This window comes from Mucilaginibacter sp. Mucisp86 (assembly GCF_047324315.1).
In the GTDB taxonomy this organism is placed as follows: Bacteria; Bacteroidota; Bacteroidia; order Sphingobacteriales; family Sphingobacteriaceae; genus Mucilaginibacter.
The window spans coordinates 2,807,134-2,832,329 of record NZ_CP168503.1 but is presented as its reverse complement, the minus strand read 5'-3'; the positions used below and the strand labels follow the sequence as shown (position 1 = coordinate 2,832,329).

Below are 25,196 nucleotides of genomic sequence, written 5' to 3'. Positions count from 1 at the left end.
GGTTTATTTAATAACTTTTAAAATTTTCAAAGGCACTTTCGGCCGCATTTGGATCAGGCCCGATACAACAACACTATCCCCGGGCTGTAACCCTTCAATAACCTGGATCTTGGTATCTGTTCGCAGATCTGTTTTTACCGGTTTTGATACCGCTATGCCATTGTGGTAGATCCAAACCAGGCTGCTTTTCAAATCGGGGATAACAGCTTCTGTTGGCAACAGGATAGTTTTAGGGATCTGATCAAGTGTTAAATTGATTTTGGCAAAACTACCCGCGGTAAGGATGCCTTTAGGATTTGGCGCCTTAGCACGCACGGTGATGGTACGTGAGCTTGCATCAATGGAAGGATCAATGGCATATACCGTGCCTGTAAAATTTTCCATCGAGCTTTCGGTCTTGAACCTGATCCTGCTTCCCGGGCCAAGTATGGAAAGGTACCTTTCAGGCACAGCAAAAGTCACCTTAGCCGGATCGATATTAACCAGGTCAGCAATAGGCGATGATGGCGACAAATAACTGCCGGGGCTCACATTCCTTAAACCGATAGTGCCTGAAAATGGCGCACGGATTTCGGTACGGGCAATCTGCGCCTTGATCACATCGGCGGCAGCCTTCAAAGAGTTTAAGGAAGTTAACGAGGTATCATATTCTTCCTGGCTTATGGCCTCTTTTTGAAGCAGCTGGCGGTTACGGCTCTCCTGTTGTTTTGCCAATGCCACCTGGTACTGGTTTTGCTGCAGGGATGCTTCCAAATCCTGGTTATAAACTTTAACCAGCAGTTGCCCCTTTGTTACCTTAGTGCCTTCGTTGAAATATATGCCGGTAATGTTACCTGCTGTCTGACTTATCAGGCTCACTTTTTCGTTTGCATCAATGGTACCGGTAATATCAATAATGTTATTTACGGCGGTATCTTTAACTATCATTACGTTAACGCCTACCGGACCGCCTTTTTTCTTATCACCCTTACCCGAAGCCATAGCCGCGGCCGATTTCTTTGCCCCCTCGCTAAAAAATTTATTGTAAACTAAATAGGCAACCAGCAGGGCCAGCGCCGTGTAAATAATATATTTCGTTTTCATACTTTGTTTAATCCGTGTGTGGCTTAGCTTGTAGGGTTGTTTCGGGTGATATTAATGGTTTTAAATTTTTATGCATGCGGCTAAGTACGCTTTCAAATACCTGCATATCGGCTTCGGATATGCCTTCGGTACTATCTGCGTTGATATTTTCAAATGTTTCGATGATCTGTGGCACGGCCAGTTTTGCCTTATCGGTAACCCGTAGCAGTTGCTGCCGCCTGTCGTTCGGGTTGTTTTCGCGGTAAACAAAACCTTTTTCGGTAAGCAGGTTGATGATATTCACCATGGCCGATTTATCCTTGCCCAGCAGGTGCGCCAAAGCATTTTGGGTAAGTTGACCGTCATGAACGTAAATGAGCGAAAGTATGTAATGGTACCGGGTAACATCCAGGTGAGTGGTATGTTTAACCAGTACATCCACGTACAGTTTACCTAAGCGGATCAGCTTGCGCGAAATAGGTTCAATCAGTTCCATCGACTTAAAAATCGATGTAAAACTAATAGCATAATATTAACAATAGTTGCATGTATCAACCATTTTACAACGGTGTTTGGGGTGCAGTAATGCCACATTCATAACTGATTATATAATTTTTATAAATTGCGACCATGAAACTGACCAACCTACGCACGTTATTTTTTCTAACGATTTTTATTATGAGTACTACCATCAGCAAAGCGGCCGCCAACGCTCAAATCAGCTACAATGTTTCGTTTCCGGAAGCCCAGGCCCATTATGCTGACATTGAAATGCACATTACCGGCCTTCAACAAAACACACTCGAACTTAAAATGCCGGTATGGACGCCCGGCTCATACCTGGTACGCGAGTTCGCAAAAAACATTGAATCACTAAATGCCGAAACCAACGGCAAGCCAATTGCAGCACCCAAAATCAATAAGAATACCTGGCAAATTGTTACAAAAGGAATTTCATCTGTAACTGTAAAATACAGGGTTTACGCATTTGAACTTTCGGTGCGTACCAGCTTTATCGATGCATCACATGCTTTCCTTTCAACCACCGGCATTTTCATTTACCCGGCCAGTATGCTGCACTCACCTGCAACCATCCACATCAAACCATACAAAGGCTGGGATAAGGTGTCAACAAGCCTGGATATGGTTAACAATGATCCCTTCACCCGTTTATCCCCCAATTTTGATATCCTGTTCGATTCCCCTATCGAAGTAGGCAACCAGGATGTTTTTGGCTTTGATGCATCCGGCGTTCATTATGAAATTTGCATGTACGGCGGCGGTAATTATGATAAGGAAAGATTGAAATCAGACATCCATAAAATTGTAGACCAGGAAGTCGCCGTTTTTGGCGAAAACCCCAACAAGCATTATGTATTTATAGTACACAACCGTCAGCGTAACGGTGGTGGCCTGGAACACCTGAGCTCCACCGTTTTAGGAGCATCACGCGATAACTACGCTAATGACAAAGGCTATCAAAGCTTTTTAGGCCTTGTAGCACATGAGCATTTCCATTTGTGGAATGTAAAACGCTTACGCCCAATTGTGTTAGGCCCGTTTGATTATGATAACGAAAACTACACTACCAACCTGTGGATAGCCGAGGGCTTTACAGAGTATTATCAGGGCATCATTGTTCGCCGCACGCAGCTATTCCCTGTAGGCAACTACTTTGATACCCTGGAAGGCGAGTTCAATATCCTTGAAAACCTGCCCGGTAAAGATGTACAAACCGTTGCCGAATCAAGCTTCGACGCCTGGATCAAAGCTTACCGCCCTAACGAAAACTCAAACAATACCACTATTTCATACTACAATAAAGGTGCTATCATCGGTATGATGCTTGATTTGGAGATCATCAACGATAGCAAGGGCAAATACTCGTTAGATGATGCCATGAAGTACATGTACACTCAGTATTACAAGATCAAAAAACGTGGTTATACCGATGCTGAATTTAAAGCTGCCTTTGAAAAATTCGCAGGTAAAAAACTGGATGATTTTTATGCCAGTTACATCAACGGCCTTGCCCCTATAAACTATAATAAATACTTGGGTTATGCCGGTTATAAGGTAGTTGACGAGCTGGCCGATAAAAATGACGCCGCCTTAGGTGTCATCACCGCAACAACAGCCAATAAAAAAATCATTGTGACCGGCGTACAACGTGGCACCGCTGCTTATATCGATGGCATTAACGTAAACGACGAGATCACCGCGATTGACGGCACACCGGTTACCGATGCTGCAACTATGATTAATGGTAAAAATCCCGGCGATAAAATCGAAGTTACCGTAACCCGGGATGGACAAGCCATTATCCTCCCGGTTACCTTGTTGAAGAGTAACCGTGTTAAATATAATATTGTAACTGTTGACAGCCCGAGCGAGCAGCAATTGATTGTAAGGAAAAAGTGGTTAAGGATTTAAAAATTGTTTTTTACTGAGAAGAGGCGCCCATCACGGCGCCTTCTTTGTTAATGCCAATTAAATATTATTGATTAAATTTGTATATGGAAACATTCATTGTACATCCTGAAAACAAAGAACAGTCAGCAGCAATAAAAGCTTTTTTAAAAGCGCTCAAAATCAATTTTGAGAAACATGATAAAGGCTCATACAATGCCGAATTTGTTGAACAGGTATTAGCAGGCGAAGCGGCAAGAAAAGCAGGCAAAAAAGGCGTTAGGGTAAACACCGACGACCTATGGAAATAGACTTATACGAAAAAGCGATAAGGGACTTTGAATACTGGAAAAAATCCGGCAATAAGGCTATTCAAAAAAAGATCTCGCAGATATTTAATGATATGAAAGCCCATCCTTTTGAAGGAATAGGAAAACCGGAGCCCCTCAAATATAAATTAACAGGAAAGTGGTCGAGACGAATAAACTCCGAACACCGCATTATCTATGATGTGGTTGATGAAACCATCAATGTTTATTCTTTACGAGGACATTATGAATGATCCACGAAGGCCGGCTGCAAAGCTGGCCTTTTTTGTTAAGTCCCCCACAGGACAAGCTGCTGATTGCTTAGTATGCGTGTTACTTAGCGCATGGGATGCTGAAACAAGTTCAGCACGACCTAAGGACATCAACAAAAAATTAAAATATTAACGCATAAGTTATATTTTTATAGCTTATGCCCTCTGCAGCCTCATTAAAAAAAATACGCCCCATACAGCTTGTCGCTGTTATTTTCTTTACGGTATCCGGAGGTCCCTACGGCCTTGAACCATTATTGAGTTACGCCGGCGATCATGGGGCGTTGATCATCCTGCTTATTACCCCTTTAATGTGGGATGTTCCGGCCATCTTTACTGTGCTTGAGCTTAACAGCATGATGCCTATAACCGGCGGCTATTATAAATGGGTAAAATATGCTCTGGGCCTGCACTGGGGTTTTATTGAAGGCTGGTGGACCTGGCTTTATACCTTTGTTGACCTGGCTATTTACCCCGTACTTTTTGTACAATATGCCGGTTTCTTTTTCCCCGAGCTGTTAAACTTTCAGATCCCGGTTTGTTTGGTGATCATCTGGGCATCTGCCGGGCTAAACATTTTGGGCATTATGCCCGTAGGCAAGGTTTCGCTGTTTTTAAGTGCCGCTGTACTTGCCCCTATTATATTATTGATCGGATTAGGCATTTATCACCACAGTGGAGCGATGCACATCCCCACATCATCATTAAAAGGACTTAGTTTTCCATCATTCGGCATGGCTTTATATACCGTAATGTGGAACTGTCTGGGCTGGGATAACGTAACCACCTATGCAGAGGAGGTTGAAAAGCCAGTACGCTCCTATCTTATTTCTATTTTTACAGCTTTCGCACTGGTAATGGTAATCTACTTTTTTGCTATTTGGGTAGCCCAGCAATCGGGCATTAACCATGATACCCTAACCGATAGCGGCTTCCCGGCGTTAGGCGTACTGATTGGAGGGCACTGGCTGGGCATAGTAGTTGCGGCTGGCGGTATGGCCAGCACTCTGGGAATTTATACCGCTGTATTGTTATCGGTATCACGCGTTCCGCAGGTAATGTCTGAAGATAACTTACTGCCTAAAGGACTCAACAAACTGCACCCTCGTTTCAAAACACCCTTCGTTTCCATCATTATCTGCTCCATAGTAGTAAGTTTTATGGTACTGTGGACTTTTGCAGACCTGCTCATTATTGATGTAACCGTTTATGGCGCCGGGCTTTCTTTAGAATACATTGCCCTTGTAAAACTCCGGATCAAAGAACCGCTGAAAGAGCGGCCATTCCGCATTCCGCTTAGTGTTACAGGGCTGTGCCTGGTTTTATTGCTGCCATTTATTGTTTACGCTGTTGCACTTGGCGGGGCATTAAGCTCAACACCTAAAGCCCTCTCGGCGGCTATTTTTGCATTGGTGGCCTTATCAAGTGCTGAGGTGGCATGGCAAATTATTAAGCTGAGCAGGCCGGACCTGAAGCAATGATTATACACGAATTATATTGGCTGTCTAATACAATTAGTTCGGATTTCACAAATCGTAACGCAGAAAGAAAAATTCGTGTAATTCGGTTAATTTAAAAAAATTCGTGGCTTAAATTTCTTCAACATTTTGGTGATTGGATAATTGACCGGGATTTACGTAAATTCGATCCTTTGTCAAATTCACATCAATATGAAAATCAAACACCGATACCTGATGCTCATTGGGGGCCTCGCCATTTTTGCAGGCTGCCAGAACAATAAAAACGTGCCCGCCGAAAAGGCCATAACCGCTACCGAAATAAAAAAATACATCTCGGCACTGGCCAATGATTCGATGATGGGCCGCAAGCCTTTCACCGCAGGCGAAGACAAAGCCATCAAATACATCTCGGAGCAATTTAAACTGGCCGGATTGGAACCGGGTAACAATGGCAGCTATTTTCAGGATGTGCCTATGGTGCAAATCACCAGCACACCTTCTCCGGTAATGGAGATAACAGGAGGCAAAACTCCGCTCAGCCTTCACGCAACTACTGATTTTGTAACTTTCAGCCGCCGCGAAGTTGATTCGGTAACGCTTAAAAACTCCCCGCTGGTTTTTGCCGGGTATGGTGTTGTTGCTCCCGAATATCATTGGAACGACTATGCAGGTCTTGATGTAAAAGGCAAAACCGTTGTTGTACTGGTTAACGACCCGGGCTTTAAAAACGGCGATCCTACATTTTTTAAAGGTGATACCATGACCTACTACGGCCGGTGGACCTACAAATACGAAGAAGCTGCGCGCCAGGGTGCTGCAGGTGTTCTCATTATCCACCAAAAGGAACCGGCAAGCTACGGCTGGGAAGTAGTATCAAACAGCAATACAGGCGCTAAACTTTACCTGCAGCAAAAAGACAAGCATATGAATCGCTGCAAGGTTGAAGGCTGGATAACCGAAGATATGGGCAAAAAACTGCTGGCAGAAGCAGGCATAACCGGCGATTTCCGTGCATTGGCCCGCAAAAAAGATTTCAAGGCCATTCCGCTTAAACAGTCGGTTACTTTAACCATCAATAACCAGTTAAAATATTCAACATCTCATAATGTTGTCGGTACGCTTAAAGGCAGCTCGCAGCCTAATGAATATGTGCTATATACCGCCCATTGGGACCATCTTGGTATAGGCAAGCCTGATGCCAAAGGCGATAGTATTTACAACGGGGCGGTTGATAATGCCGATGGCGTTGCCGCTATCATCAGTGTAGCCAATGCATTCAGCAAGGCTAAGGAAAAACCCAAACGCTCTATCGTATTTTTAGCTGTTACTGCCGAAGAACAGGGCTTGCTGGGTTCAGAGTATTATGCCACCCACCCCATTTACCCGGTTAATAAAACCGTTGCCGACCTTAATATGGATGCGCTTGGCGACTATGGCGAAACTAAAGACATAGCTGTAACAGGAAAAGGCCAGAACGATCTGGAAGATTACGTTGACGAGCTTGTTAAAACACAAGGCCTTAGCACTGTTGGCGACAGGCACCTCGGCGCGGGCAGCTACTACCGCTCTGATCATTTTAATTTTGCCAAAGTGGGTATACCTGCGCTTGATATTAATAATGGCAGCGTCAGCGTGATACATGATGGTAGCTATGGCGAAGCCAAACAAAAAGATTACGGAGATAACCGCTATCACCAGCAAGCCGATAATTATACCGACACCATGGATGCAACCGGTATGGCACAGATAGCCAATATCCTTTACGAAGTTGGCACTAAGCTAAGCAACGAAACCACATTCCCCGGCTGGAAAAACGGTTCGGAATTTAAAGCGATTAGGGATAAATCGATGAAGTAGAAGCCCCTCTAAATCTCCCCTAAAGGGGGGGACTTTAAGAATGATCTTTCTTAAAGTCTCTCCTTTAGGAGAGGGTTTGGGTGAGGCATAAAAAATCCACCCCGTAACAGAAGGTGGATTTTTTATTGATATATAGTGAAACTATACCCTTAAAGGGATTTAGTTGCTCATTTTAGCTATGTTAAAGCTTTCGTAGGCCATTTGCCTGTTGTAATCGTTGGCGATGGTTTTGTAGTTGATGAGGTCGACAATGGTACCGATGAAACAAAAACCGGCTGTGAAAAAATACAGGATACCCATACCAATCTGGTCGGTCATGAAACGCTGTACGCCTGATACACCAAGAAAGCCTGCAAGCGTTGCGAACATAATATCCTGCGGATTGCGCCTTTTGCTGGCATAAAATGACATAAAAGTGCGTGCCTGATCTTCTGTTAATGAGGCAGTAGCCTGTTGCAGAAATGTATATTCTTCGGGAGTGATACCGTCGAAAGACATATATGGATTTTGATAAGCGTTCATCTCAGTAAGTTTTAAAGTTTGCGATTGTTTTATGATATAAAGGTACAGCAGCAGCCATAAAACGCCTACAGAAGATAGGTTAGCGGAGATAAGTAGTCGGTAAAATGATATGTTTTGGCGGTGAAAAACAATGGGGATATTTTACCGGCAGCATAGTTTTCCCGAACTATAGTGCTACAGACAGCGTTAGGGATAGTAGCGGAAAGCCCGCAGCGTGAGTTGGGATTGAGGACTGGCAAAGCGAGGACTTGAAGCGCATAGCCCGGCCGAAGGCAACGCCCATATACGAAAGGTCAAAAACCTTAAGCTTTATTATTCAGTTTCAAGCCAAAGAATAAGATTACGATCGGATGTAGGATAATACCCTATTTTAACGTAAAGGCCTTCTTTAAAAACGCCACCATATGCGGCTGCATTGTGGTAACCTCCTATACCTGTTTCGTAATTGGAAAATTGAAACGGCACATTCTTAACTTTAAAATACTCGGGGGCATGCCCACCATAAGGCATAGGGCCAAAATCAGTTACTTTTCCCGCTATAAATGTAAGTTGATGGCTGGTATAAACTTTTCGCAGGTTTAAAAAGTTAGGGATAATCAGGCCTCCAATCAAAAAAAATATCCCCCCAATAAAAAAAGAGCCAAACAATGTGTTATTCCATGCCTTATCTCCCCAAACTAATTCAAAAAGACGCGTAATTAAATTTTCCTTTTTAAAATAGTAGGATAATGTAGCAAATACAAACAAAGCTAAAACCAAGCCTACAATAAAAGGGATAGTTAGATCAGAATAGTCATCAATATAATTGTAAACCAAATGAAGTTTAGGCATAAGCTGTTGCGGTGCTCAAAACTATAGTAATGTCGATTTGATACCAAATAAATGTTATTAGCGAATCCTATAGCACTTAAGCCGGCGTGCCCGCGTTAACAACACACACGCACACAATAAAAATCAGGTGAGGCTTTTAAACTGACTCCTCTCCATCAGCCTTGCTTTGGTAAGCACAAAAATGCGGTTAAAGATCACTGCTACGGCCGGGATGCCAAGCCAGTGGGCACGAAATGAATTGCTGATATCACCATGGAAAAGATAAATAATGCTATGGCCCAGACCGCAGCCGGGGCACCAGCCAATGCCCATCAACTTAAGTGGGCACAGGGTAAAATGCGATGCTTCTGTCGGCGAGGTCATCGCCAATGAAAGCATCGCGGCTGTCCAGAACAAGAGCTCAAAATATTTTGAAAAATAACGTTTAATCAAGTTTGTTTGCTTTATTGGTAAATAACAATGATACCGCGAAGGCGAGCAGTACCCCAACTATCAATGCACCAAAAATCCGTTCAGAAAAATCCTTTATGTTATCGCCCGCTGACGATACGTAGCTGATATAAAGTATTGAACCAAAAACGGCTATGATACCGCCTACAATTAATATCTTAAAGCTTTGAAAAAGGGCTTCTAAAAAACCCATTTGGCCGTTACAGTCATTTTTTCGATAGCTCATGATACCGAAGAAAAGACCTATAGCCGGTATTATAAACGAAAAGTATTCGGCCGGGGCAACCACATCTTTTTGCGGCATAACACCAAACCGCGGCATGGCAAATATCCAGATAATACTTAAGATGCCGATGATTCCCCCTGATAACGCTGCATTCTTCATAATTAAATAATTAAGGTTGAGTTTATAAATCGGTATGCATGTTTTACATACATAAATTTATCATTAAAAAGTAAATAAGCCCTCATATTGTTTGCATTAATTTTTACCATAATGCTTTTTTAATTTGGCTTTTCTTTTTGTTTATCTTTGCCGCGATTTGAATATCCGCGATATATTAGACAGATATAAGGCTGATGACAGGATAAAAGCGTTAGCTACTGCACTTAACGCCTCAAAAAATCCAAGAGTACAGCTGCGAGGTTTGGTGGGATCAAGCGATTCGGCCATGGCGGTAGCATTGTATTTTTTGCAGCATAAACACATGGTGTTTGTACTGCCCGACCGTGAAGAAGCCGGCTATTTCCAGGCCGACCTGGAAAACCTTACCGGCAAAGAAGCTCTGCTGTTCCCCTCATCATACCGAAAGCCATTTGAATTTACCCAGCCCGATAGCAGCAATGTGCTTGCCCGAGCCGAGGTATTGAATGAGCTTAACCACAGTACAGAATACGGTCAGCTCATTGTTACCTACCCTGAGGCCTTGGCCGAAAAGGTAATTGACCGCTCTTCGCTTGAAAAAAACACCCTCGAAATAGCTGTCGGAAATAAACTCAGTATCGATTTTATCAACGAGTTTTTGATAGAGTACGATTTTGAACGGGTTGATTTCGTGTACGAACCCGGGCAGTTCTCTATTCGTGGCGGCATTGTAGATATCTTCTCATTTTCGCATGTGTTGCCTTACCGTGTTGAGTTCTTCGGCGATTTTATTGAATCGATCCGTACGTTTGAGATCGAGAGCCAGCTCTCTGTCGAGCATGTTAAAAGCATTACCATTGTACCCAATGTACAATCCAAATTTTTAACCGAAAACAATATCTCCCTGCTCGAGTATGTGGAACAAGGCACACAGGTGTGGATCAAAGATGTTCAGTTTACGCTGGATATCATCCAAACCGGCTATAAAAAAGCCGTGAACCTGTGGAAGGCTCTTTCTGCCGATGAAAAAGCGCAAAACCCCGATTGGATTGATCCTAAATTTGGCTTTACCGACGAAAAACTGATCGCCGATCAACTGCATGATTTCCCGGTGGTGGAGTTTGGCAAGCAGTTTTTTTATCATGATGCAACCGTTGTCAACTTTGATATGCGGCCGCAGCCATCGTTCAATAAAGATTTTACGCTGCTCATTCACAACTTTAAAAATAACGAGGCCGATAAGATCGAGAATTTTATCTTGACCGATTCGGCCAAACAGGTTGAGCGCTTATATGCCATTTTAGATGATCTGGATAAAACGGTAAAATTTACGCCCATAAGTATCTCCGTACGTGAAGGATTTATTGACCAGGAACAGAAAATCGCCTGCTATACTGATCACCAGATCTTTGACCGTTACTATAAATACAAAACCCGCAAGGGCTACCAGCGTTCGCAGGCCATCACCCTTAAAGAGCTCCGCGACCTTAAACCCGGTGATTATGTTACCCACATAGACCATGGCATAGGTAAATACGCCGGGCTGGAAAAGGTTGATGTAAATGGCAAACAACAGGAAATGATCAGGTTGATTTATGCCGATAATGACCTGTTGTATGTGAACATCAACTCGCTTAACCGCATCTCCAAATTCAGCGGCAAAGAAGGTTCTGTACCTAAAATGAATAAGCTGGGTACCGATACCTGGGAACGCCTCAAAAAAACAACAAAAAAAAAAGTTAAGGACATAGCCCGCGATCTGATTAAGCTTTACGCCCTCCGTAAAGCCCAGCACGGCAATGCCTTTTCGCCCGATAGTTACCTCCAAACCGAACTGGAGGCGTCATTCCTGTATGAGGATACCCCCGATCAGGAAAAAGCCACGGCCGACTTCAAAAAGGACATGGAATCGCCCCACCCTATGGACCGCCTTATTTGCGGCGATGTAGGTTTCGGTAAAACGGAGGTAGCAGTCCGCGCAGCATTTAAAGCTGTTGCTGATAGCAAGCAGGTAGCGATATTGGTACCTACAACTATTCTGGCTGCACAACACTATAAAACCTTTACCGACAGGCTAAAAGGTTTCCCTGCCAATATTGATTACGTTAACCGTTTTAAATCAACCAGGCAGATCAAGGATACACTGGAAAAGCTAAAGGAAGGCAAGGTAGATATCATCATAGGCACTCACCGCCTGGTGAGCAAGGATGTGAAGTTTAAAGACCTTGGGCTGATGATCATTGACGAAGAGCAGAAGTTTGGCGTATCAACCAAAGAAAAGCTAAAGCAAATGCGCGCCAACGTGGATACTCTTACTTTAACGGCTACCCCGATTCCGCGTACGCTGCACTTTTCGTTAATGGGAGCACGTGACTTATCCATTATATCAACACCGCCGCCAAACCGCCAGCCTGTTGTTACCGAACTGCATGTGTTTAATGATAAACTGATCAAAGAGGCTGTTGAGTTTGAAATAGACCGCGGCGGACAGATCTTCTTTATCCATAACCGGGTAGCCGACTTACCGCAATTGGGCGGCATGATCCGCAAATTGGTGCCCAAAGCCCGGATAGGCATTGCTCACGGCCAACTGGAGGGCGACGACCTGGAAGACGTAATGCTGAAGTTTGTTAACCACGAGTATGATGTACTGGTAGCTACAACCATTATCGAGGCTGGTTTGGATATTCCTAACGCCAATACCATCATCATCAACTATGCTCACATGTTCGGGTTGAGCGATTTGCACCAGATGCGAGGTCGCGTGGGGCGAAGCAATAAAAAGGCATATTGCTATTTGTTAAGTCCGCCGTTATCAACATTAACTAGCGAAGCCCGCAAACGCCTTAGCGCCATTGAAGAATTCAGCGACCTGGGCAGCGGCTTCAATGTAGCCATGCGCGATTTGGACATTCGTGGCAGCGGCAACCTACTTGGTGCCGAACAAAGTGGTTTCATTGCCGAAATAGGCTTTGAAATGTACCACAAGATCCTTGACGAAGCCATACAGGAACTTAAGGAAGATGAGTTTAAAGGTGTATTCCCCGAGGATAAGCCGCGTCCTTACATTTCCTTTACTCAAATTGATACCGACCTGGAGATCCTCATCCCCGATGAGTATGTAACCAATCTTTCCGAGCGATATAATCTGTATACAGAACTTTCCAAACTGGAAAACGAGGTGGAACTGCAGGCATTTCAACAAAAACTGCATGACCGTTTCGGCCCTGTACCAGCACAGGTTGATGGGCTGCTCAACACCCTGCGCCTGCAATGGCTGGGCAAGGCAATTGGCTTTGAAAAAATCTCGCTCAAGAAAAATGTTTTGAGAGGCTATTTTATTACCAATCAACAATCAAGCTATTTTGAAACGGAGGCTTTCAGGAATGTACTGAGTTTTGTACAGGCCAACCCAAGGCGCACAAATCTGAAAGAGGTTAAAAACACGCTTCGGTTAGGTATTGAGGGCATTGATAGTGTTGACGAAGCGGTAAGGATGCTTAGCGAGGTGGCGGGGATAGGGTAAATTTGATGTAAATGTTGCCTTAGAGACACACCAACCGGGACGATAGTATTTTATTACCCCGTTGCCGTGTCCTCTCGGCAACATTGCTTTATACATTAGTGAAGAGGGTTGGCGTGAGGACATTGGTTGAAGAGTTGGCGTGAGGACACGCCAACAGGGAGTAAAAAACGGTTGCCATCTCCCCAGGGCAACACACATGTAAAGGAATGTGCTCCCATCGCATCCATATAATGCGTTAGCCAATCAAACTTTTTATCCTCCTGCTCATAAAACGAACACGACGAAAAATAATAATTATTGGGATCATCGGTCAAATTCCAATGCGCCTGTAAGGGGTTGAGGTGAATGTAATCCAACTTTTGTTCTAACATTTTTCGGTCGAACACTTTTATCGGCAATGAATTGGTTTGCCAAAACAGGAAATTCCGGTTTTTCAAATCTGTTTTGAACTTTGCCAGTAGCTGCTCATCTGTCTCCCGCAATTCGTCTAAAAACTGATGCCCGGTAAACTTCATAAAGCTGGCAAAAGGCTTCTCCTTGCCATTCATTTTTGATCCCGACCAAATCAGGTGAATGTGATTAGGCATAATTACAAAACCATAGATTTCTATTTTTTTCTGTTTAACCAGGTAGATCAGGCTGTTTAAAACAATGTGTTTAAATTTATCAGCCCGAAGCAGCGGGATCCAGTTGTTAATTGTGGCAGTATAAAAATAGATTTCATTAAATTCCATTAAATAAACTTAATAAGAATTTGGAGAAACGATAACAGCCTGGAGAATATAGTTTATCTGGCATGTTGTCGTGGGGACACGACAACCGGGGATGGATTTGTAGCTTGTCGGGAATTGCTATCAGATTCGCTGTTACACAATAAGAGCTACCCGAAACCGGGTAGCTCTTATTGTGTGTTATGTTATTTAATCCCCGTTGCCGTGTCCCCACGGCAACGTATCGGCCGTCAAAAAATGACCTATGTTATTCTACTTTTTTGTAAATATCAGGCAGGTTCCTGCCCATTTCTTTGTAATCAAGGCCATAACCAACTACAAACTCGTTTTCAATTTCAAAACCCACATATTTAAGCTCATCTATCTTTTTTTGCAGAGCAGCGGGCTTTAATAATAACGAACATAATTTCAATGATGCAGGTTCTCTTAGTTTCAATTTTTCAATTAAATAATGGGCTGTATTGCCTGTATCAACGATATCTTCAATAATAAGTACATCACGTCCTTTTATATCAACCGTTAAATCGATATCCTCGCGTATCTTTAGTGTACTGGTGGTACCGCCATAATATGAGGCCAATTTGGTGAAGTTTATCTCACAGGGAATTGATACCTGTTTAATCAGGTCGGCTATAAAAAGAAAGCTGCCGTTGAGTACGCCAACTAAAACCGGAACGGTGTCTTTAAAATCTTCACTTATCTGCGTGCCAATGGCTTTTACACGTTCTTCAATCTGTTGGGCGGTTATCAACACTTCAAATCCAAGGTCGGCAATTTGTTTTTTCATTCGGGGTCAGGCTTTTAAATGTTTTCCAATGCATATAAATATCATTTAACAGTAGATGCAATTGGGTTTAAGCGCCTAAAATACTATAAATCACTTACAATAACATGAAAAATAATTGTGACATATAACCTTATCTTTGCAGCCGAATGATTGACTATCAACTTTATACTTTGCCTAATGGCATTCGTATACTTTACAAGCACTGGCCATCGGCAATTACACATTGCTGCTTTATTGTAAACGCGGGTTCGCGTGATGAAATTCCGGGACAGGAAGGCTTGGCGCATTTTATCGAGCACCTGCTGTTTAAAGAAACCGAGCGCCGCAACACCAACCAGATCCTCAACAGGCTTGAGCTTGTGGGCGCTGATTTGAACGCTTATACTACCAAAGAATATACCTGCATCCATGCATCGCTGCTTAATCAGCACCTCGACCGCACCATGGACCTTTTTGAGGATATCTTATTTCACTCCACATTCCCGGATGATGAGCAGGAAAAGGAACGCGGGGTTATTTTAGATGAAATAGCCTCCTATCTCGATCAGCCGGAAGAAGCCATACAGGATGACTTTGAGGAACTGCTGTTTAAAGGGCACCCAATGGGCCAAAACATTTTAGGCACGCCAGAAACCGTTGGCAGGCTTAATGGCGACGACATCCGCAGCTTTATAGCATCCAATTACAACACAACCGAGATGATTTTTGCCGTACATGGCAATTATGATTTCAAAAAGCTGGTTGCCATGTCCGAAAAATACTTCGGGCATATCCCTCTCAATCAGCTTAAAAAAAACCGGGTAAAACCAACATTGAGCCCCGGCGGTATTCACCTTGTTAACAAACCTATTTCGCAAACACATTGCATTATCGGTACCCAGGCATACCCGTCGGGGCATGACCATAAATGGGGGTTATTATTACTAAATAACCTGTTAGGTGGTGTTGGCATGAGCAGCCGGCTTAACCTCGAGATCAGGGAAAAACATGGTATAGCATACACCGTCGAATCAAATTATACACCGTTAACAGATACCGGCATCTTCTCCATCTATTTTGGTACCGATACCGAAAAAGCGAACAAAGCATCAAAACTGGTTCATAAAGAATTAAAAAAACTGAGGGAGCAAAAGCTCGGTAGTTTGCAGTTACACCAGGCACAACAAAAATTTATTGGGCAAATAGCCCTTGCCGAAGAAAACCGCATGAGCCTCATTATTGCCATGGCTAAAAGCATGGTTGATTTTAATCGTATTGACACCCTCGAAGAGATTTTTGAAAAAATTAACAAAGTGAGCGCCGAGCAGTTATTGGAGATCAGTAATGAAATTTTTGATAATAACGGCTTGATCACTTTGCTGTTTGAGCCTAAACAATAATCCTTTATTTTTGCAAGATGAAGTATCCTATCATTGCCTACGGTGATCCTGTTTTAAGAAAGAAAGCAACAGCCATTGAGCCCGACGAGTATCCGCATATAAAAGAACTGGTTGAAAACATGTTTGAAACCATGTATGCCGCCCGTGGTGTTGGTTTGGCCGCGCCGCAGGTGGGTATGTCCATGCGTTTATTTGTGGTTGATGCTACACCTTTTGATGATGACGAACCGGAACTGAAGGATTTCAAAAAAGCATTTATTAATGCTACCATATTGGAAGAAACCGGGGAAGAGTGGGGCTTTAACGAAGGCTGCCTGAGCATACCCGATATCCGCGAAGATGTATACCGCAAGCCGGTTGTACGCATGTCATATTATGATGCCGACTGGAAGCACCATGAAGAAACGTTTAAGGGCATGGCCGCCCGCGTTATCCAGCATGAATATGACCATATTGAAGGCAAGCTGTTTACCGATAAGCTAAGCCCGCTGCGCAAGCGCCTTATCGAAAAAAAGCTTAACGATATTTCAAAAGGCATGGTTGATGTGGATTATAAAATGAAGTTCCCCAACGTAAAAAAAGGAAGATAACATTTTACACCGTTATGAAAGGCCACTGAAATGTGGCTTTTTCTTTTTGCACCCAGGTTGGCCTTCGTTGTAAAAATTGCAATACTATACCGCTGCATTAAACCAATCAACGTAACTTCGGTCTTTGTTTTGGCATTTTTAATGCGTTATATTTACACAACCAATCAATAAAACATAAACCAATGATTACCAGACGCTCATTCCTAAAAACTTCGGCGCTACTTTCAGCAGGCTTGCTGGCAGCTCCTAATTTGTTTGCCTACGATAAAAAATACATCGGCTTGCAATTATATACCGTACGTGACGCCATGGCCGCCGACCCTGTTGCTGCATTGGCAAAAGTTGCCAAAGCGGGCTTCACCTCTGTTGAAGGTGCAACTTATACCGGCACCGAATTATTTTATGGCATGCGCCCGGGCGATTTTGCCAATGTTTTAAAGCAAAACGGCCTCATTATGCCAAGCGCACATTACCGCTTAGGCGAAGAGCTGGTAAATGGCGAACATCAAAAAGGCACCATCATGAACGATTGGAAAAAAGCTGTTGATGATGCTGCTGAGGCTGGTGTACAATACATGGTATGTGCCTATCTTTCACAATCAGAGCGTGGCGATCTCGACCATTATAAAAACGTAGCAAACATGCTTGATATAGCCGGCGAAACCTGTAAAGGTGCGGGTATCCAGCTTTGCTATCACAATCACGACTTTGAATTTATACAGGAAAACGGCAAATATCCATACGAGATTCTCCTGGAAAATACGGATAAGGATATGGTAAAAATGGAAATGGACCTTTATTGGGTAACTAAAGCCAACCAGGACCCTATCGCGCTGATTGACAAGCATCCGGGCCGTTTCCCGCTATGGCATGTTAAGGATATGGACAAAACCCCTGAAAAGAAATTCACTGAGGTTGGTAACGGTACTATCGACTTTAAAAAGATCTTTACCCAGGCCAAAAAATCAGGCTTAAAATATTTCTTTGTTGAACAGGATGTTTGCCCCGGCGATCCTTTCGATAGTATTAGCCAAAGTATCAGCTATATCAAAAAGAATTTGGTGTAATATTACTTTTACAATGATATTTAAAAGGCCTGCATTTAAAATAAATGGCAGGCCTTTTGCTTTAATAAGTATAATCACTTATAGTATTTAACGTTAAGTAAAAATGAGTCCGGCCATAATCAAATACCTCATAGTTATATTACTGGCATCTTTCCTTTTTGCCTGTGCCGCCGAAGCAAAACCGGCAAACAGCCGCATCAAAGGAACAGGTGTATTATCTATCCGATGAGATTTACATACATTCTGAAAGTCAAGAACAAACTCAATGACTTGCGGTTTTTCTTTTGAAGCCATTCCGCCGCTCCCTGAACCTGCTAAAGAAAACAATAGCCAGCAAACACAGTACACAACCACAAATACCATTCAGGCGCAGGCCGTAATCGTTACCCGGATCTTTGCCATAGATAGTTAAAAAGGCAAACAGTGCGATACCCAATGTTTGGCCAAGCTTTACAAAAAGGTATTTAACGGCAAAAAACATCCCTTCCCGATTTTCACCCGTGCGTTTAGCATCGCTCTGCGCTATTTCGGCAAGTATGGCATTTGGCAATATTCCCAATGAAGCCAGCGGAAACGACGCGCTGATAACCAGCGTATAGATTTGCGCCTGCGGTGTTAGCGGAAGTTTACCAAGGAAAAATATCGCAACAAAAACCAAACTCAATAACCCAAACGAAAAAAGCACAACAGGCTTTTTACCAATTGCCTGCGACAGGTAATTAACCAGCGGGTAAAACAACAGCGACACCAGTACCATGGCAGCCATAAGCTCTCCTCCCATTGATTCGGGCAGATTTAAAAGCGATTTTAAAAAAAACAGTAAGCCGCTTGATATGATGCTTAATGCCATGTAGAACGAAAAATCGGAAATCAGGTAATATTTGAAATTGCGGTTCTGAAAGGTTTTTTGAATAGCCGGGAATAACGATAGGTGAGATGGGTGACCGTTTGAATAGCGTTTTTCGTCAATCGTAAATACTGGGATCAGCATTACCAGCCCTGCAAATACGGCAAGCCCCCAAATAGTGTATTGCACGGCGGTTTCGCGGTTGCTTATGCCGGCGAAACGCTCAACCCAGTCGGCAAAGTTATTGACCATGGCTGATAAGATGATGCCTATCACAAAGCCAACCTGCTGTAATGATGACAGCTTAACACGTTCGCGCCCTGTACGGGTAAGCTCGGGTAGCAGCGCGTTATAGGGGATAATATAGGCCGTAGCGCCCATAAAAAAGCAAATGAGCGTAAAGGTAAGCCAGTAAGCATTATGAATACTTTCAACCTTTAACATAGGGCAAAAGGTTAAACCGCAAAATAAAACAGCAGGTAAAACAGCCCACTGCATAAAAGGGATGCGCCTCCCGCGCCGGTTTTCGCTTTTATCACTTAATGAAGCTATAAAAGGGTCGAAAAAGGCATCCACCAAACGCCCCGAAGCTGTGATTACAGACATGATGTTGAAGATGCCAAAAAGTAACAGTTGAGGAACCAGCGGCGTAAGTCCGGCATTGTTTGGTGGCAGGTAAAAATAAGGAAGCATCACAATAATAATATTGGTCATGATGCTCCACCCTATCATTCCGCAGGCATAAGCAAGCTGTTTGGAAAGTGGTAGTTTATTGGCCGGCATTTAATGCAATATGCAAATATTACATCAATATACAACGGCGATTTAACGGTTCTTTACACTTTACAACCCTGCGTAATAATCATATCCCTGTTCGGCCCAGTAATCGCGGGGGCGGCTGTTACTGAAGGAGATACTACCAATCCGCTTCAGGTTTTTGATACCATATTTTACCGGAATGATAAGCCTTAAAGGAGCGCCATGCTTTGGCGGCAACGGTTTTTCGTTTACCTCATAGGCCAGCAGGGTTTGCGGGTGCATAGCGCTCGGCATATCAACCCCTACATAATATTCTTTGTCGGGGGTTTCCATGCCAACATACTCCAGTTGGGTTTCAGCATCAAGTTTAAAATGAGCTATAAAATCGCTGAATTTTACGCCACCCCAATGCGAGATCTGATCCCAGCCCTCTACGCACTTAAAGTCATAAATGATCTCTGTTTTAGGAAGTTTCTTTATTTCGTCGATACCGATGTGCAACATCTCGCCACTCTGCTTTTTGACCGACAGTTTCCAGGCGTCTACGTCAATTAACCCCTCCGAACCTATATCACTATTGTGGCGCACTACCTTCGCCGCCATTTCCTTTGGGTAGGTTTTTACCAGGTTTTTATTGCTGTATAACTGGCGCACCACCTTTTCATTGGCGTTAAGCACGGCACGCAATGGTTTGTGGGCCTCTCCCGTTATACCCGGCACCTCATTTGGCGAAGTATAAAGCCAGCGCCAGCCGCCATATGCGGCACCGCCCAATACCAGGAAGCTGCCGAAAGAGATAAAATTTCGGCGGCTGATCTTTTGTTCAACAGTAAGCTCCTTTTTGGGGCCTTTATTTTTGCTGAAAACCTTATTCAGCTTTTTCGTTAGTTTCATCGCTTTGAATTTGAATGGCGGGCAGTGGCTTTTCATCTATTACCTCAAAACCCGAAATAACCGACCGGAAATTATTCCACCCGGCAAGTACTACCTGAACAACATGAACCAGGAAAAACAGCACATAGCCAATAGTGAGCACAAAATGCCAGATGCGGGCCAGGTGGTACCCGCCGCAAATCCAGGCCAGGTAGTTAAACTGTACCGGCTTATAAATAGCAAGCCCTGTTATCAGCGAGCCAAAGCCCATTACAATAATTGCTGTATAAGCAATGCGCTGGGCCGCGTTGTATTTGTTTTGAGGGGGCGCCATTTTACGGATATGCAGATCGTGCAAAACTACCTGCCAGGCCTCTTTAAAAGAGTGCCGATTGGGCACGAGCTCCCGCCACTGGCCCGATATAATGGTGTATGACACATATAAAAAACCATTAAGCGCAAAAAACCACATAAACAAAAAGTGGAAAGCCATGCCCTCGGCCAGTCGCCGGGGAATATGCAGTGCGTCATAAAAGCCCTGCGGAAAAAACCGGATAAAAGTAACACCGAAAATGGTGAACGTATAGGTATCGTTGGCCCAATAAATGAGCAACCCGCTCCAGATCATAATGGTGAGGATGGGAAAGTTTACCCAATGCGTCCAGCGCATTAACAGGGGGTGTTTCTCTTTAATTACTTTCATCTAATAGTATATGTTTTTTTGACACAACTGTTTTTAACTACAATTTGCCTGAGGTATCTCGCCTATCAACAGCTGCCGTTACTTTAAACTGGGCTTTTGACGCGCCTAAAATCGCGCCATTGCCGGTGTTTTGCACAAAACCTATTACCTCCCAGCCCTGTGCATTAAACCCTGCGGGCAAAGCAAGGGTTGCGCTGCCGGCTTTTTTACTTAAAGGCAGGGTTTGCAGATTACGTACAATTTGAGCATGTGCCAGTGTGCGGCCACCGTTTTCACCATGTTCAACTTTTATTATGGCTTGCTTTTGCACCAGCGCCAGTAATACAACATTATTGCTGCTCCCCGTATTACCTTCAATTTTATATTGTATAGTAGCTGTATTATTAGCATTGCGGGCAACGTCCAGGTTTAAATTAACGCTACTGCCATCCTGTAAACCATTTTTGATGGCATTGCGCAAACTCCCCTCCTGCGAACCCACAAACTCCGTTTTGCCGTTAACCACAATCTGAGGTGTATAAACCTGCGACAGATTGAGCCACCGGGCATATTCATTCTGCCGTTTTGAATAATCAGCACTGCTGAAAACGTCTTTCCAACCAAGACGGTTCCAGTAATCAACATGGTAAGCCAAAATGTAAACAGGCTTATCTCCTATTTCTTTTTGAACTTTGGCTACCAGGTCATCAGCCGGCGGACAACTCGAACAGCCTTCGGAAGTGAACAGTTCTACCAAGGCAAAACCTTCGCCCTCCCTCGCGGATGTTTTGCTATTCCCTTTTGCTGTATTTTTACAATTAGTAAAAGCCGTTGAAATAATTGCCGCGCCTATTATAATCGACACAAGCGCTAACACTTTGATCTTTCTCATTTTATTCAGATTAAATGATATACGTTTTTACTGCTTTGTCGGGTTTATGGGGATAACCTTACAACAAATTTTATTTTTTTGGCTGATATAAATATCGGTATAATAAGCTCATTATCAATTCAAGTAACGTAACTTAGTTATTAACCGGAAGCACTGGTAAGGAATAAACACCGTTTTGAGATTATTTTTGTAAGGATTAATGTCTGCGCCCGACTAACCTGACAAATGTATAAGCATATTGCATTCCATGATAACCGAAACTAATGTATTAAACCCTCATAAATGGGTTGCCGCCTATGCCGATTACCTGTACATGTATGCCATTGTGCGGATCAATGACGAGGATTTAGCTAAAGACCTTGTGCAGGAAACCTTTTTGGCAGCTCTTGAAAAGGTTAACAGGTTTGAAGGCAAAAGCACCGAACGAACGTGGCTTACCGCTATCCTTAAAAATAAAATTATTGATGTATATCGCAAAAAGTCGTCGGGACTTGCCATAGCTTCGGCCAATAAAGCGGCGCAGGAACAGGATGAATTTTTTGAGGAAGATAACGGTCACTGGAAAGCGGAGTACGCCCCTCAGCCCATCACCGGAATGGATGAGCAGGATCCTTTATTAAAAAAAGAATTGAACAGTATTTTACAAATGTGCCTGCAAAAACTTCCGGCCCTGTGGAATGCGGTTTTTACCATGAAACATATTGATGATGCCGCTACCGAAAATATCTGCACCGAGCTGCATGTTACCCAGGCTAACTTTTGGGTAATCATTCACCGGGCAAAAGTTAACCTGAGGGCATGTCTTCAAAAAAACTGGAATTAAATTAAAATGAGCTACTTAAATAAGATAATATATAACTGCAAACAGGCTACTTTCCTGATCGAAAAAAAGCAGATCAGGAGATTAAGTTTCCGCGAGGAAATTGAACTACGGATTCACCTGGCTGGTTGCGGTATGTGCGTACTATACAATAAACAAAGCCGTGCTATTAATGATATGGTACAGCAGCTTTTTCGTGATTCGCTGAACAATGAGTTGAAATTGGATGATACTTTTAAAGCTGATTTACAGGCGAGGATTGAAGAGGGATTGGGTAATAAATAGATTTTATCACGAATGAGAAGAGCGAATTAAAAATTTCTACACGAATTATTTGCACATTATACACAATTATTCGAATTACACTAATTCAGGCTGTATCGCTTAAATAATTACTCTTTGATATTTCCGCTGGTTATCATAAACTACAAAATCGGCAAAAAAGTAGTGCTTTAATTCCTGTTCTTTATAGATTATTGTATAAGGTTTTTCACGCGTAAATTGGAATACCGAGCCTGGTAAATTCTATTTCAAGGGCATCTTTATAAACTGCTTGATGAATCCATGCCCCAAAACTGTATGAACTTCATAACAAGCTCCAATTATTTTAAACGATTCCTCTTTAAATAAGATAGCCATACGTTGATAAGGTTTAAATTTTTAGTTCAACCGAATGTATTGATTCTGATTTAAAACAATTCGTGTAATTAGTTAATTCGAATAAATTCGTGTGAAAATTTCTTTTCCATGTTATTTACATTACCCGACTCATCCTCAATGACTATCCCTATCCTTTGTATCCATAATAATAGTTACCGGGCCGTCATTTAATAAGCTAATCTTCATGTCTGCACCAAAAATACCGGTTGCTATCTTTTTGCCTGTCAATGTTTCAAGCGTTTGTACCATTTGCTCATACATCGGGATAGCCTTATCCGGTTTGGCAGCCCTCAAAAACGATGGACGGTTTCCCTTTTTGGTCTGTGCGAAAAGCGTAAACTGGGAGATCAGCAGTATATCTCCGTCAATATCTGCAAGGGCTTTATTCATCAGGCCATTTTCATCTCCGAAAACTCGCATCCCAACTATCTTATTGGCCAGCCATTGCTGGTCTTCTGTAGTGTCGGCGTCTTCAATTCCCAATAAAACCAAAAACCCGGCACCTATTTCACCTGTGATCTTTCCGTCAACAGTACAGCTTGCCTGAGTAACGCGTTGTAGTACAGCCCTCATATATTTTTACACGAATTTCTTTTATATCGGCCACAATTTAGGCGAATTTCGCTAATCATCTACCTTGTATAAAGTAATTCGTGTAATTCGGTCAAATTCAAGTCATCATAAAAGCATTCGTGTCAATTCGATATCATTCGTACAATTAGTGTCAATTCCATTCGTGTAATTAGGGTGTAATTAATTAAGTTCGCAACCGCTATTATGTATATCTAATTAATAGGATAAAAAAATGAGTACCAAAAAAGGCTTCACTACCACCATATTACATGCCGACCGTCTTGGCAAACCCGAGCATGGTTCGTTGCATAAACCCATCCACACCTCGGTAACCTACGGACATGAGGATGTGCAGGATTTGGTTGATATTTTCCAGAATAAAAAAAGCGGTTATGCTTATTCGCGCCAGGGTAACCCTACCATTACCGCGTTAGAGCAAAAGGTAACCCAAATGGAACATGGGGTATCAAGCATTGCTTTTTCAACGGGTATGGCCGCTATTTCGGCAACGGTAATGGCGCTTATTAAAGGTACTGATCATATTGTGGCCAGTTCGTTCCTGTTTGGTAACAGCCGCAGTATTTTCCAAACTTTTATTGATATGGGTATCAGCATTGATTTTGTTGATGCTACCTCGGTTGATAACGTACGCGCGGCAGTAAAAGAAAACACCCGCATGGTGTTTGTTGAAACTATTGCCAACCCGGCCACACAAGTAGCCGACCTTAAAAACATTGGCGACCTGTGCGAAGAAAAAGGTATTATGTATGTGGTTGATAATACCATGACCTCACCATATTTGTTTAATCCAATCAACGTTAAAGCCAGTTTGGTGATCAACTCGCTTACCAAATATATTGGCGGCCACGGTAACGCCCTTGGTGGCGCGGTAACTAACACCGGCTTGTTCGATTGGGCAAACTATCCAAACATTTTCCCCGGCTTTAAGGCAGTTGTAAAACCCGAAAATTTGGGCATGACCCAGATCCGCAAGAAAGGATTACGTGATGCCGGCGGCACTTTATCGCCTGAAGCTGCACATACGATCTCTGTAGGTGCCGAAACACTGGCCCTTCGCCTTGACCGTGCATGCAGTAATGCTTTAGCATTAGCCCAATATTTCGATAAGCACCCGAAAGTTAAAAAAGTATTTTATCCCGGCGTTGAATCGCACCCGCAGCATGCTTTAGCTGGTGAGCTATTTTCACGCTATGGCGGTTTAATGAGCATTGAGCTTGACGAAAGTATTGATTGCCTAAAGTTTTTAAACAAGCTGAAACTGGTTGTTAAATCAAGCAACCTTGGCGATACCCGCACGCTGGCTATCCCGGTTGCGCAAACTATTTTCTTTGAGCTTGGAGCCGAGCGCCGTGCCGAAATGGGCATCCCCGAAAGTATGATCCGTTTATCGATTGGTATTGAGGACCTTGACGATTTGCTTGAGGATTTCAAGACCGCTTTAGGCGAATAAATAT

At 43.1% G+C, this 25,196-nt stretch carries 26 protein-coding genes; 13 read left to right on the top strand and 13 right to left on the bottom strand.

Annotated elements, in window-relative coordinates; genetic code table 11:
* Positions 1-3: 3 nt before the first annotated feature.
* Together ACEN9X_RS12045 and ACEN9X_RS12040 are read right to left on the bottom strand one after the other, a co-directional pair.
* Positions 4-1,083: an efflux RND transporter periplasmic adaptor subunit gene (locus tag ACEN9X_RS12045; protein WP_413670598.1), complete on the bottom strand. Its 1,080-nt coding sequence runs from the start codon at positions 1,081-1,083 to the stop codon at positions 4-6.
* 7 nt (positions 1,084-1,090) lie between these two features.
* A complete protein-coding gene (locus ACEN9X_RS12040; RefSeq protein ID WP_413670597.1) occupies positions 1,091-1,558 on the bottom strand; it encodes a MarR family winged helix-turn-helix transcriptional regulator in 468 nt (155 codons plus the stop codon).
* A 182-nt stretch (positions 1,559-1,740) separates the two neighbouring features.
* Here ACEN9X_RS12040 and ACEN9X_RS12035 point away from each other — a divergent pair, with 182 nt between their 5' ends.
* The 5 genes from ACEN9X_RS12035 to ACEN9X_RS12015 all read left to right on the top strand — a co-directional run bounded on the left by ACEN9X_RS12035 (position 1,741) and on the right by ACEN9X_RS12015 (position 7,368).
* On the top strand, positions 1,741-3,495 hold the full coding sequence (locus ACEN9X_RS12035; protein WP_413670596.1) for a M61 family metallopeptidase: 1,755 nt from the start codon (positions 1,741-1,743) through the stop codon (positions 3,493-3,495).
* Between the two features lie 83 nt (positions 3,496-3,578).
* Positions 3,579-3,782 (top strand): DUF2683 family protein, encoded by a 204-nt coding sequence (locus tag ACEN9X_RS12030; RefSeq protein ID WP_091210290.1) that lies wholly within the window; start codon positions 3,579-3,581, stop codon positions 3,780-3,782.
* Entirely contained in the window at positions 3,773-4,033 is a 261-nt protein-coding gene (locus tag ACEN9X_RS12025; RefSeq protein WP_091210289.1) for a Txe/YoeB family addiction module toxin, read from the top strand. Before ACEN9X_RS12030 ends, ACEN9X_RS12025 begins: the two co-directional genes overlap by 10 nt.
* A 176-nt stretch (positions 4,034-4,209) precedes the next feature.
* Positions 4,210-5,532 (top strand): APC family permease, encoded by a 1,323-nt coding sequence (locus tag ACEN9X_RS12020; protein WP_413670595.1) that lies wholly within the window; start codon positions 4,210-4,212, stop codon positions 5,530-5,532.
* Positions 5,533-5,721: 189 nt separating this feature from the next.
* Complete coding sequence (locus tag ACEN9X_RS12015) at positions 5,722-7,368, top strand: M28 family metallopeptidase (RefSeq protein ID WP_413670594.1); 1,647 nt, start codon at positions 5,722-5,724, stop codon at positions 7,366-7,368.
* 159 nt (positions 7,369-7,527) lie between these two features.
* On the opposite strand, the gene ACEN9X_RS12010 is transcribed toward ACEN9X_RS12015, so the two are convergent.
* The 4 genes from ACEN9X_RS12010 to ACEN9X_RS11995 form a co-directional block, all read right to left on the bottom strand.
* A complete protein-coding gene (locus ACEN9X_RS12010; protein ID WP_091210286.1) occupies positions 7,528-7,890 on the bottom strand; it encodes a TM2 domain-containing protein in 363 nt (120 codons plus the stop codon).
* Between the two features lie 312 nt (positions 7,891-8,202).
* Positions 8,203-8,721, bottom strand: coding sequence for a hypothetical protein (locus ACEN9X_RS12005; RefSeq protein ID WP_413670593.1), 519 nt, complete (start codon positions 8,719-8,721; stop codon positions 8,203-8,205).
* Positions 8,722-8,844: 123 nt separating this feature from the next.
* Positions 8,845-9,153, bottom strand: coding sequence for a DUF2752 domain-containing protein (locus tag ACEN9X_RS12000; protein WP_413670592.1), 309 nt, complete (start codon positions 9,151-9,153; stop codon positions 8,845-8,847).
* Positions 9,146-9,556: a DUF4199 domain-containing protein gene (locus ACEN9X_RS11995; RefSeq protein ID WP_413670591.1), complete on the bottom strand. Its 411-nt coding sequence runs from the start codon at positions 9,554-9,556 to the stop codon at positions 9,146-9,148. Before ACEN9X_RS11995 ends, ACEN9X_RS12000 begins: the two co-directional genes overlap by 8 nt.
* Before the next feature lie 157 nt (positions 9,557-9,713).
* Here ACEN9X_RS11995 and mfd point away from each other — a divergent pair, with 157 nt between their 5' ends.
* The gene (gene mfd / locus ACEN9X_RS11990; RefSeq protein ID WP_413671134.1) at positions 9,714-13,061 is read left to right on the top strand and encodes a transcription-repair coupling factor; all 3,348 of its coding nucleotides are present in this window, start codon (positions 9,714-9,716) and stop codon (positions 13,059-13,061) included.
* A 95-nt stretch (positions 13,062-13,156) separates the two neighbouring features.
* Here mfd and ACEN9X_RS11985 read toward each other — a convergent pair whose 3' ends face one another.
* Both ACEN9X_RS11985 and hpt read right to left on the bottom strand, forming a co-directional pair.
* A complete protein-coding gene (locus tag ACEN9X_RS11985; protein WP_413670590.1) occupies positions 13,157-13,795 on the bottom strand; it encodes a transposase in 639 nt (212 codons plus the stop codon).
* Positions 13,796-14,039: 244 nt separating this feature from the next.
* Positions 14,040-14,579 (bottom strand): hypoxanthine phosphoribosyltransferase, encoded by a 540-nt coding sequence (gene hpt, locus ACEN9X_RS11980; RefSeq protein WP_413670589.1) that lies wholly within the window; start codon positions 14,577-14,579, stop codon positions 14,040-14,042.
* Positions 14,580-14,728: 149 nt separating this feature from the next.
* Between hpt and ACEN9X_RS11975 the strand changes: the two genes are divergently transcribed.
* The 4 genes from ACEN9X_RS11975 to ACEN9X_RS11960 all read left to right on the top strand — a co-directional run bounded on the left by ACEN9X_RS11975 (position 14,729) and on the right by ACEN9X_RS11960 (position 17,844).
* Positions 14,729-15,958, top strand: a complete 1,230-nt coding sequence (locus ACEN9X_RS11975) for a M16 family metallopeptidase (protein ID WP_413671133.1) — start codon at positions 14,729-14,731, stop codon at positions 15,956-15,958.
* Positions 15,959-15,975: 17 nt separating this feature from the next.
* Positions 15,976-16,548, top strand: a complete 573-nt coding sequence (gene def / locus ACEN9X_RS11970; RefSeq protein ID WP_112568308.1) for a peptide deformylase — start codon at positions 15,976-15,978, stop codon at positions 16,546-16,548.
* A gap of 182 nt (positions 16,549-16,730) precedes the next feature.
* Positions 16,731-17,615, top strand: coding sequence for a sugar phosphate isomerase/epimerase family protein (locus ACEN9X_RS11965; protein WP_413670588.1), 885 nt, complete (start codon positions 16,731-16,733; stop codon positions 17,613-17,615).
* Between the two features lie 103 nt (positions 17,616-17,718).
* Positions 17,719-17,844 carry a hypothetical protein gene (locus ACEN9X_RS11960; protein WP_413670587.1) on the top strand — a complete coding sequence of 42 codons (126 nt, stop codon included), beginning with the start codon at positions 17,719-17,721 and terminating at the stop codon, positions 17,842-17,844.
* Between the two features lie 33 nt (positions 17,845-17,877).
* Here the strand turns inward: ACEN9X_RS11960 and ACEN9X_RS11955 are convergent, their stop codons facing one another.
* Genes ACEN9X_RS11955 through ACEN9X_RS11940 form a run of 4 tightly spaced genes read right to left on the bottom strand, consistent with a single transcriptional unit; the run spans position 17,878 to position 21,668 of the window.
* The gene (locus ACEN9X_RS11955; RefSeq protein ID WP_413670586.1) at positions 17,878-19,245 is read right to left on the bottom strand and encodes an MFS transporter; all 1,368 of its coding nucleotides are present in this window, start codon (positions 19,243-19,245) and stop codon (positions 17,878-17,880) included.
* Between the two features lie 60 nt (positions 19,246-19,305).
* The gene (locus ACEN9X_RS11950; protein ID WP_413670585.1) at positions 19,306-20,115 is read right to left on the bottom strand and encodes a molybdopterin-dependent oxidoreductase; all 810 of its coding nucleotides are present in this window, start codon (positions 20,113-20,115) and stop codon (positions 19,306-19,308) included.
* Entirely contained in the window at positions 20,090-20,797 is a 708-nt protein-coding gene (locus ACEN9X_RS11945; protein ID WP_413670584.1) for a cytochrome b/b6 domain-containing protein, read from the bottom strand. Before ACEN9X_RS11945 ends, ACEN9X_RS11950 begins: the two co-directional genes overlap by 26 nt.
* 37 nt (positions 20,798-20,834) lie before the next feature.
* The gene (locus tag ACEN9X_RS11940) at positions 20,835-21,668 is read right to left on the bottom strand and encodes a DUF1223 domain-containing protein (protein WP_413670583.1); all 834 of its coding nucleotides are present in this window, start codon (positions 21,666-21,668) and stop codon (positions 20,835-20,837) included.
* Positions 21,669-21,915: 247 nt separating this feature from the next.
* On the opposite strand from ACEN9X_RS11940, the gene ACEN9X_RS11935 reads away from it, so the two are divergent.
* Both ACEN9X_RS11935 and ACEN9X_RS11930 read left to right on the top strand, forming a co-directional pair.
* Complete coding sequence (locus ACEN9X_RS11935) at positions 21,916-22,491, top strand: sigma-70 family RNA polymerase sigma factor (protein ID WP_413670582.1); 576 nt, start codon at positions 21,916-21,918, stop codon at positions 22,489-22,491.
* Positions 22,492-22,497: 6 nt separating this feature from the next.
* A complete protein-coding gene (locus ACEN9X_RS11930) occupies positions 22,498-22,773 on the top strand; it encodes a hypothetical protein (protein WP_413670581.1) in 276 nt (91 codons plus the stop codon).
* Between the two features lie 489 nt (positions 22,774-23,262).
* Here the strand turns inward: ACEN9X_RS11930 and dtd are convergent, their stop codons facing one another.
* On the bottom strand, positions 23,263-23,721 hold the full coding sequence (gene dtd / locus ACEN9X_RS11925; RefSeq protein WP_413670580.1) for a D-aminoacyl-tRNA deacylase: 459 nt from the start codon (positions 23,719-23,721) through the stop codon (positions 23,263-23,265).
* A 232-nt stretch (positions 23,722-23,953) separates the two neighbouring features.
* On the opposite strand from dtd, the gene ACEN9X_RS11920 reads away from it, so the two are divergent.
* Positions 23,954-25,192, top strand: a complete 1,239-nt coding sequence (locus ACEN9X_RS11920) for a cystathionine gamma-synthase family protein (protein WP_413670579.1) — start codon at positions 23,954-23,956, stop codon at positions 25,190-25,192.
* Positions 25,193-25,196: the final 4 nt, after the last annotated feature.

What these genes read in the sequence shown, in the direction of transcription:
- ACEN9X_RS12045 (WP_413670598.1), bottom strand. Translation starts at nt 1,083, where the DNA reads ATGAAAACGAAATATATTATTTACACGGCGCTGGCCCTGCTGGTTGCC.
- ACEN9X_RS12040 (WP_413670597.1), bottom strand. Translation starts at nt 1,558, where the DNA reads ATGGAACTGATTGAACCTATTTCGCGCAAGCTGATCCGCTTAGGTAAA.
- ACEN9X_RS12035 (WP_413670596.1), top strand. Translation starts at nt 1,741, where the DNA reads ATGAGTACTACCATCAGCAAAGCGGCCGCCAACGCTCAAATCAGCTAC.
- ACEN9X_RS12030 (WP_091210290.1), top strand. Translation starts at nt 3,579, where the DNA reads ATGGAAACATTCATTGTACATCCTGAAAACAAAGAACAGTCAGCAGCA.
- ACEN9X_RS12025 (WP_091210289.1), top strand. Translation starts at nt 3,773, where the DNA reads ATGGAAATAGACTTATACGAAAAAGCGATAAGGGACTTTGAATACTGG.
- ACEN9X_RS12020 (WP_413670595.1), top strand. Translation starts at nt 4,210, where the DNA reads ATGCCCTCTGCAGCCTCATTAAAAAAAATACGCCCCATACAGCTTGTC.
- ACEN9X_RS12015 (WP_413670594.1), top strand. Translation starts at nt 5,722, where the DNA reads ATGAAAATCAAACACCGATACCTGATGCTCATTGGGGGCCTCGCCATT.
- ACEN9X_RS12010 (WP_091210286.1), bottom strand. Translation starts at nt 7,890, where the DNA reads ATGAACGCTTATCAAAATCCATATATGTCTTTCGACGGTATCACTCCC.
- ACEN9X_RS12005 (WP_413670593.1), bottom strand. Translation starts at nt 8,721, where the DNA reads ATGCCTAAACTTCATTTGGTTTACAATTATATTGATGACTATTCTGAT.
- ACEN9X_RS11995 (WP_413670591.1), bottom strand. Translation starts at nt 9,556, where the DNA reads ATGAAGAATGCAGCGTTATCAGGGGGAATCATCGGCATCTTAAGTATT.
- ACEN9X_RS11985 (WP_413670590.1), bottom strand. Translation starts at nt 13,795, where the DNA reads ATGGAATTTAATGAAATCTATTTTTATACTGCCACAATTAACAACTGG.
- hpt (WP_413670589.1), bottom strand. Translation starts at nt 14,579, where the DNA reads ATGAAAAAACAAATTGCCGACCTTGGATTTGAAGTGTTGATAACCGCC.
- def (WP_112568308.1), top strand. Translation starts at nt 15,976, where the DNA reads ATGAAGTATCCTATCATTGCCTACGGTGATCCTGTTTTAAGAAAGAAA.
- ACEN9X_RS11965 (WP_413670588.1), top strand. Translation starts at nt 16,731, where the DNA reads ATGATTACCAGACGCTCATTCCTAAAAACTTCGGCGCTACTTTCAGCA.
- ACEN9X_RS11960 (WP_413670587.1), top strand. Translation starts at nt 17,719, where the DNA reads ATGAGTCCGGCCATAATCAAATACCTCATAGTTATATTACTGGCATCT.
- ACEN9X_RS11955 (WP_413670586.1), bottom strand. Translation starts at nt 19,245, where the DNA reads ATGCCGGCCAATAAACTACCACTTTCCAAACAGCTTGCTTATGCCTGC.
- ACEN9X_RS11950 (WP_413670585.1), bottom strand. Translation starts at nt 20,115, where the DNA reads ATGAAACTAACGAAAAAGCTGAATAAGGTTTTCAGCAAAAATAAAGGC.
- ACEN9X_RS11945 (WP_413670584.1), bottom strand. Translation starts at nt 20,797, where the DNA reads ATGAAAGTAATTAAAGAGAAACACCCCCTGTTAATGCGCTGGACGCAT.
- ACEN9X_RS11940 (WP_413670583.1), bottom strand. Translation starts at nt 21,668, where the DNA reads ATGAGAAAGATCAAAGTGTTAGCGCTTGTGTCGATTATAATAGGCGCG.
- ACEN9X_RS11935 (WP_413670582.1), top strand. Translation starts at nt 21,916, where the DNA reads ATGATAACCGAAACTAATGTATTAAACCCTCATAAATGGGTTGCCGCC.
- ACEN9X_RS11930 (WP_413670581.1), top strand. Translation starts at nt 22,498, where the DNA reads ATGAGCTACTTAAATAAGATAATATATAACTGCAAACAGGCTACTTTC.
- dtd (WP_413670580.1), bottom strand. Translation starts at nt 23,721, where the DNA reads ATGAGGGCTGTACTACAACGCGTTACTCAGGCAAGCTGTACTGTTGAC.
- ACEN9X_RS11920 (WP_413670579.1), top strand. Translation starts at nt 23,954, where the DNA reads ATGAGTACCAAAAAAGGCTTCACTACCACCATATTACATGCCGACCGT.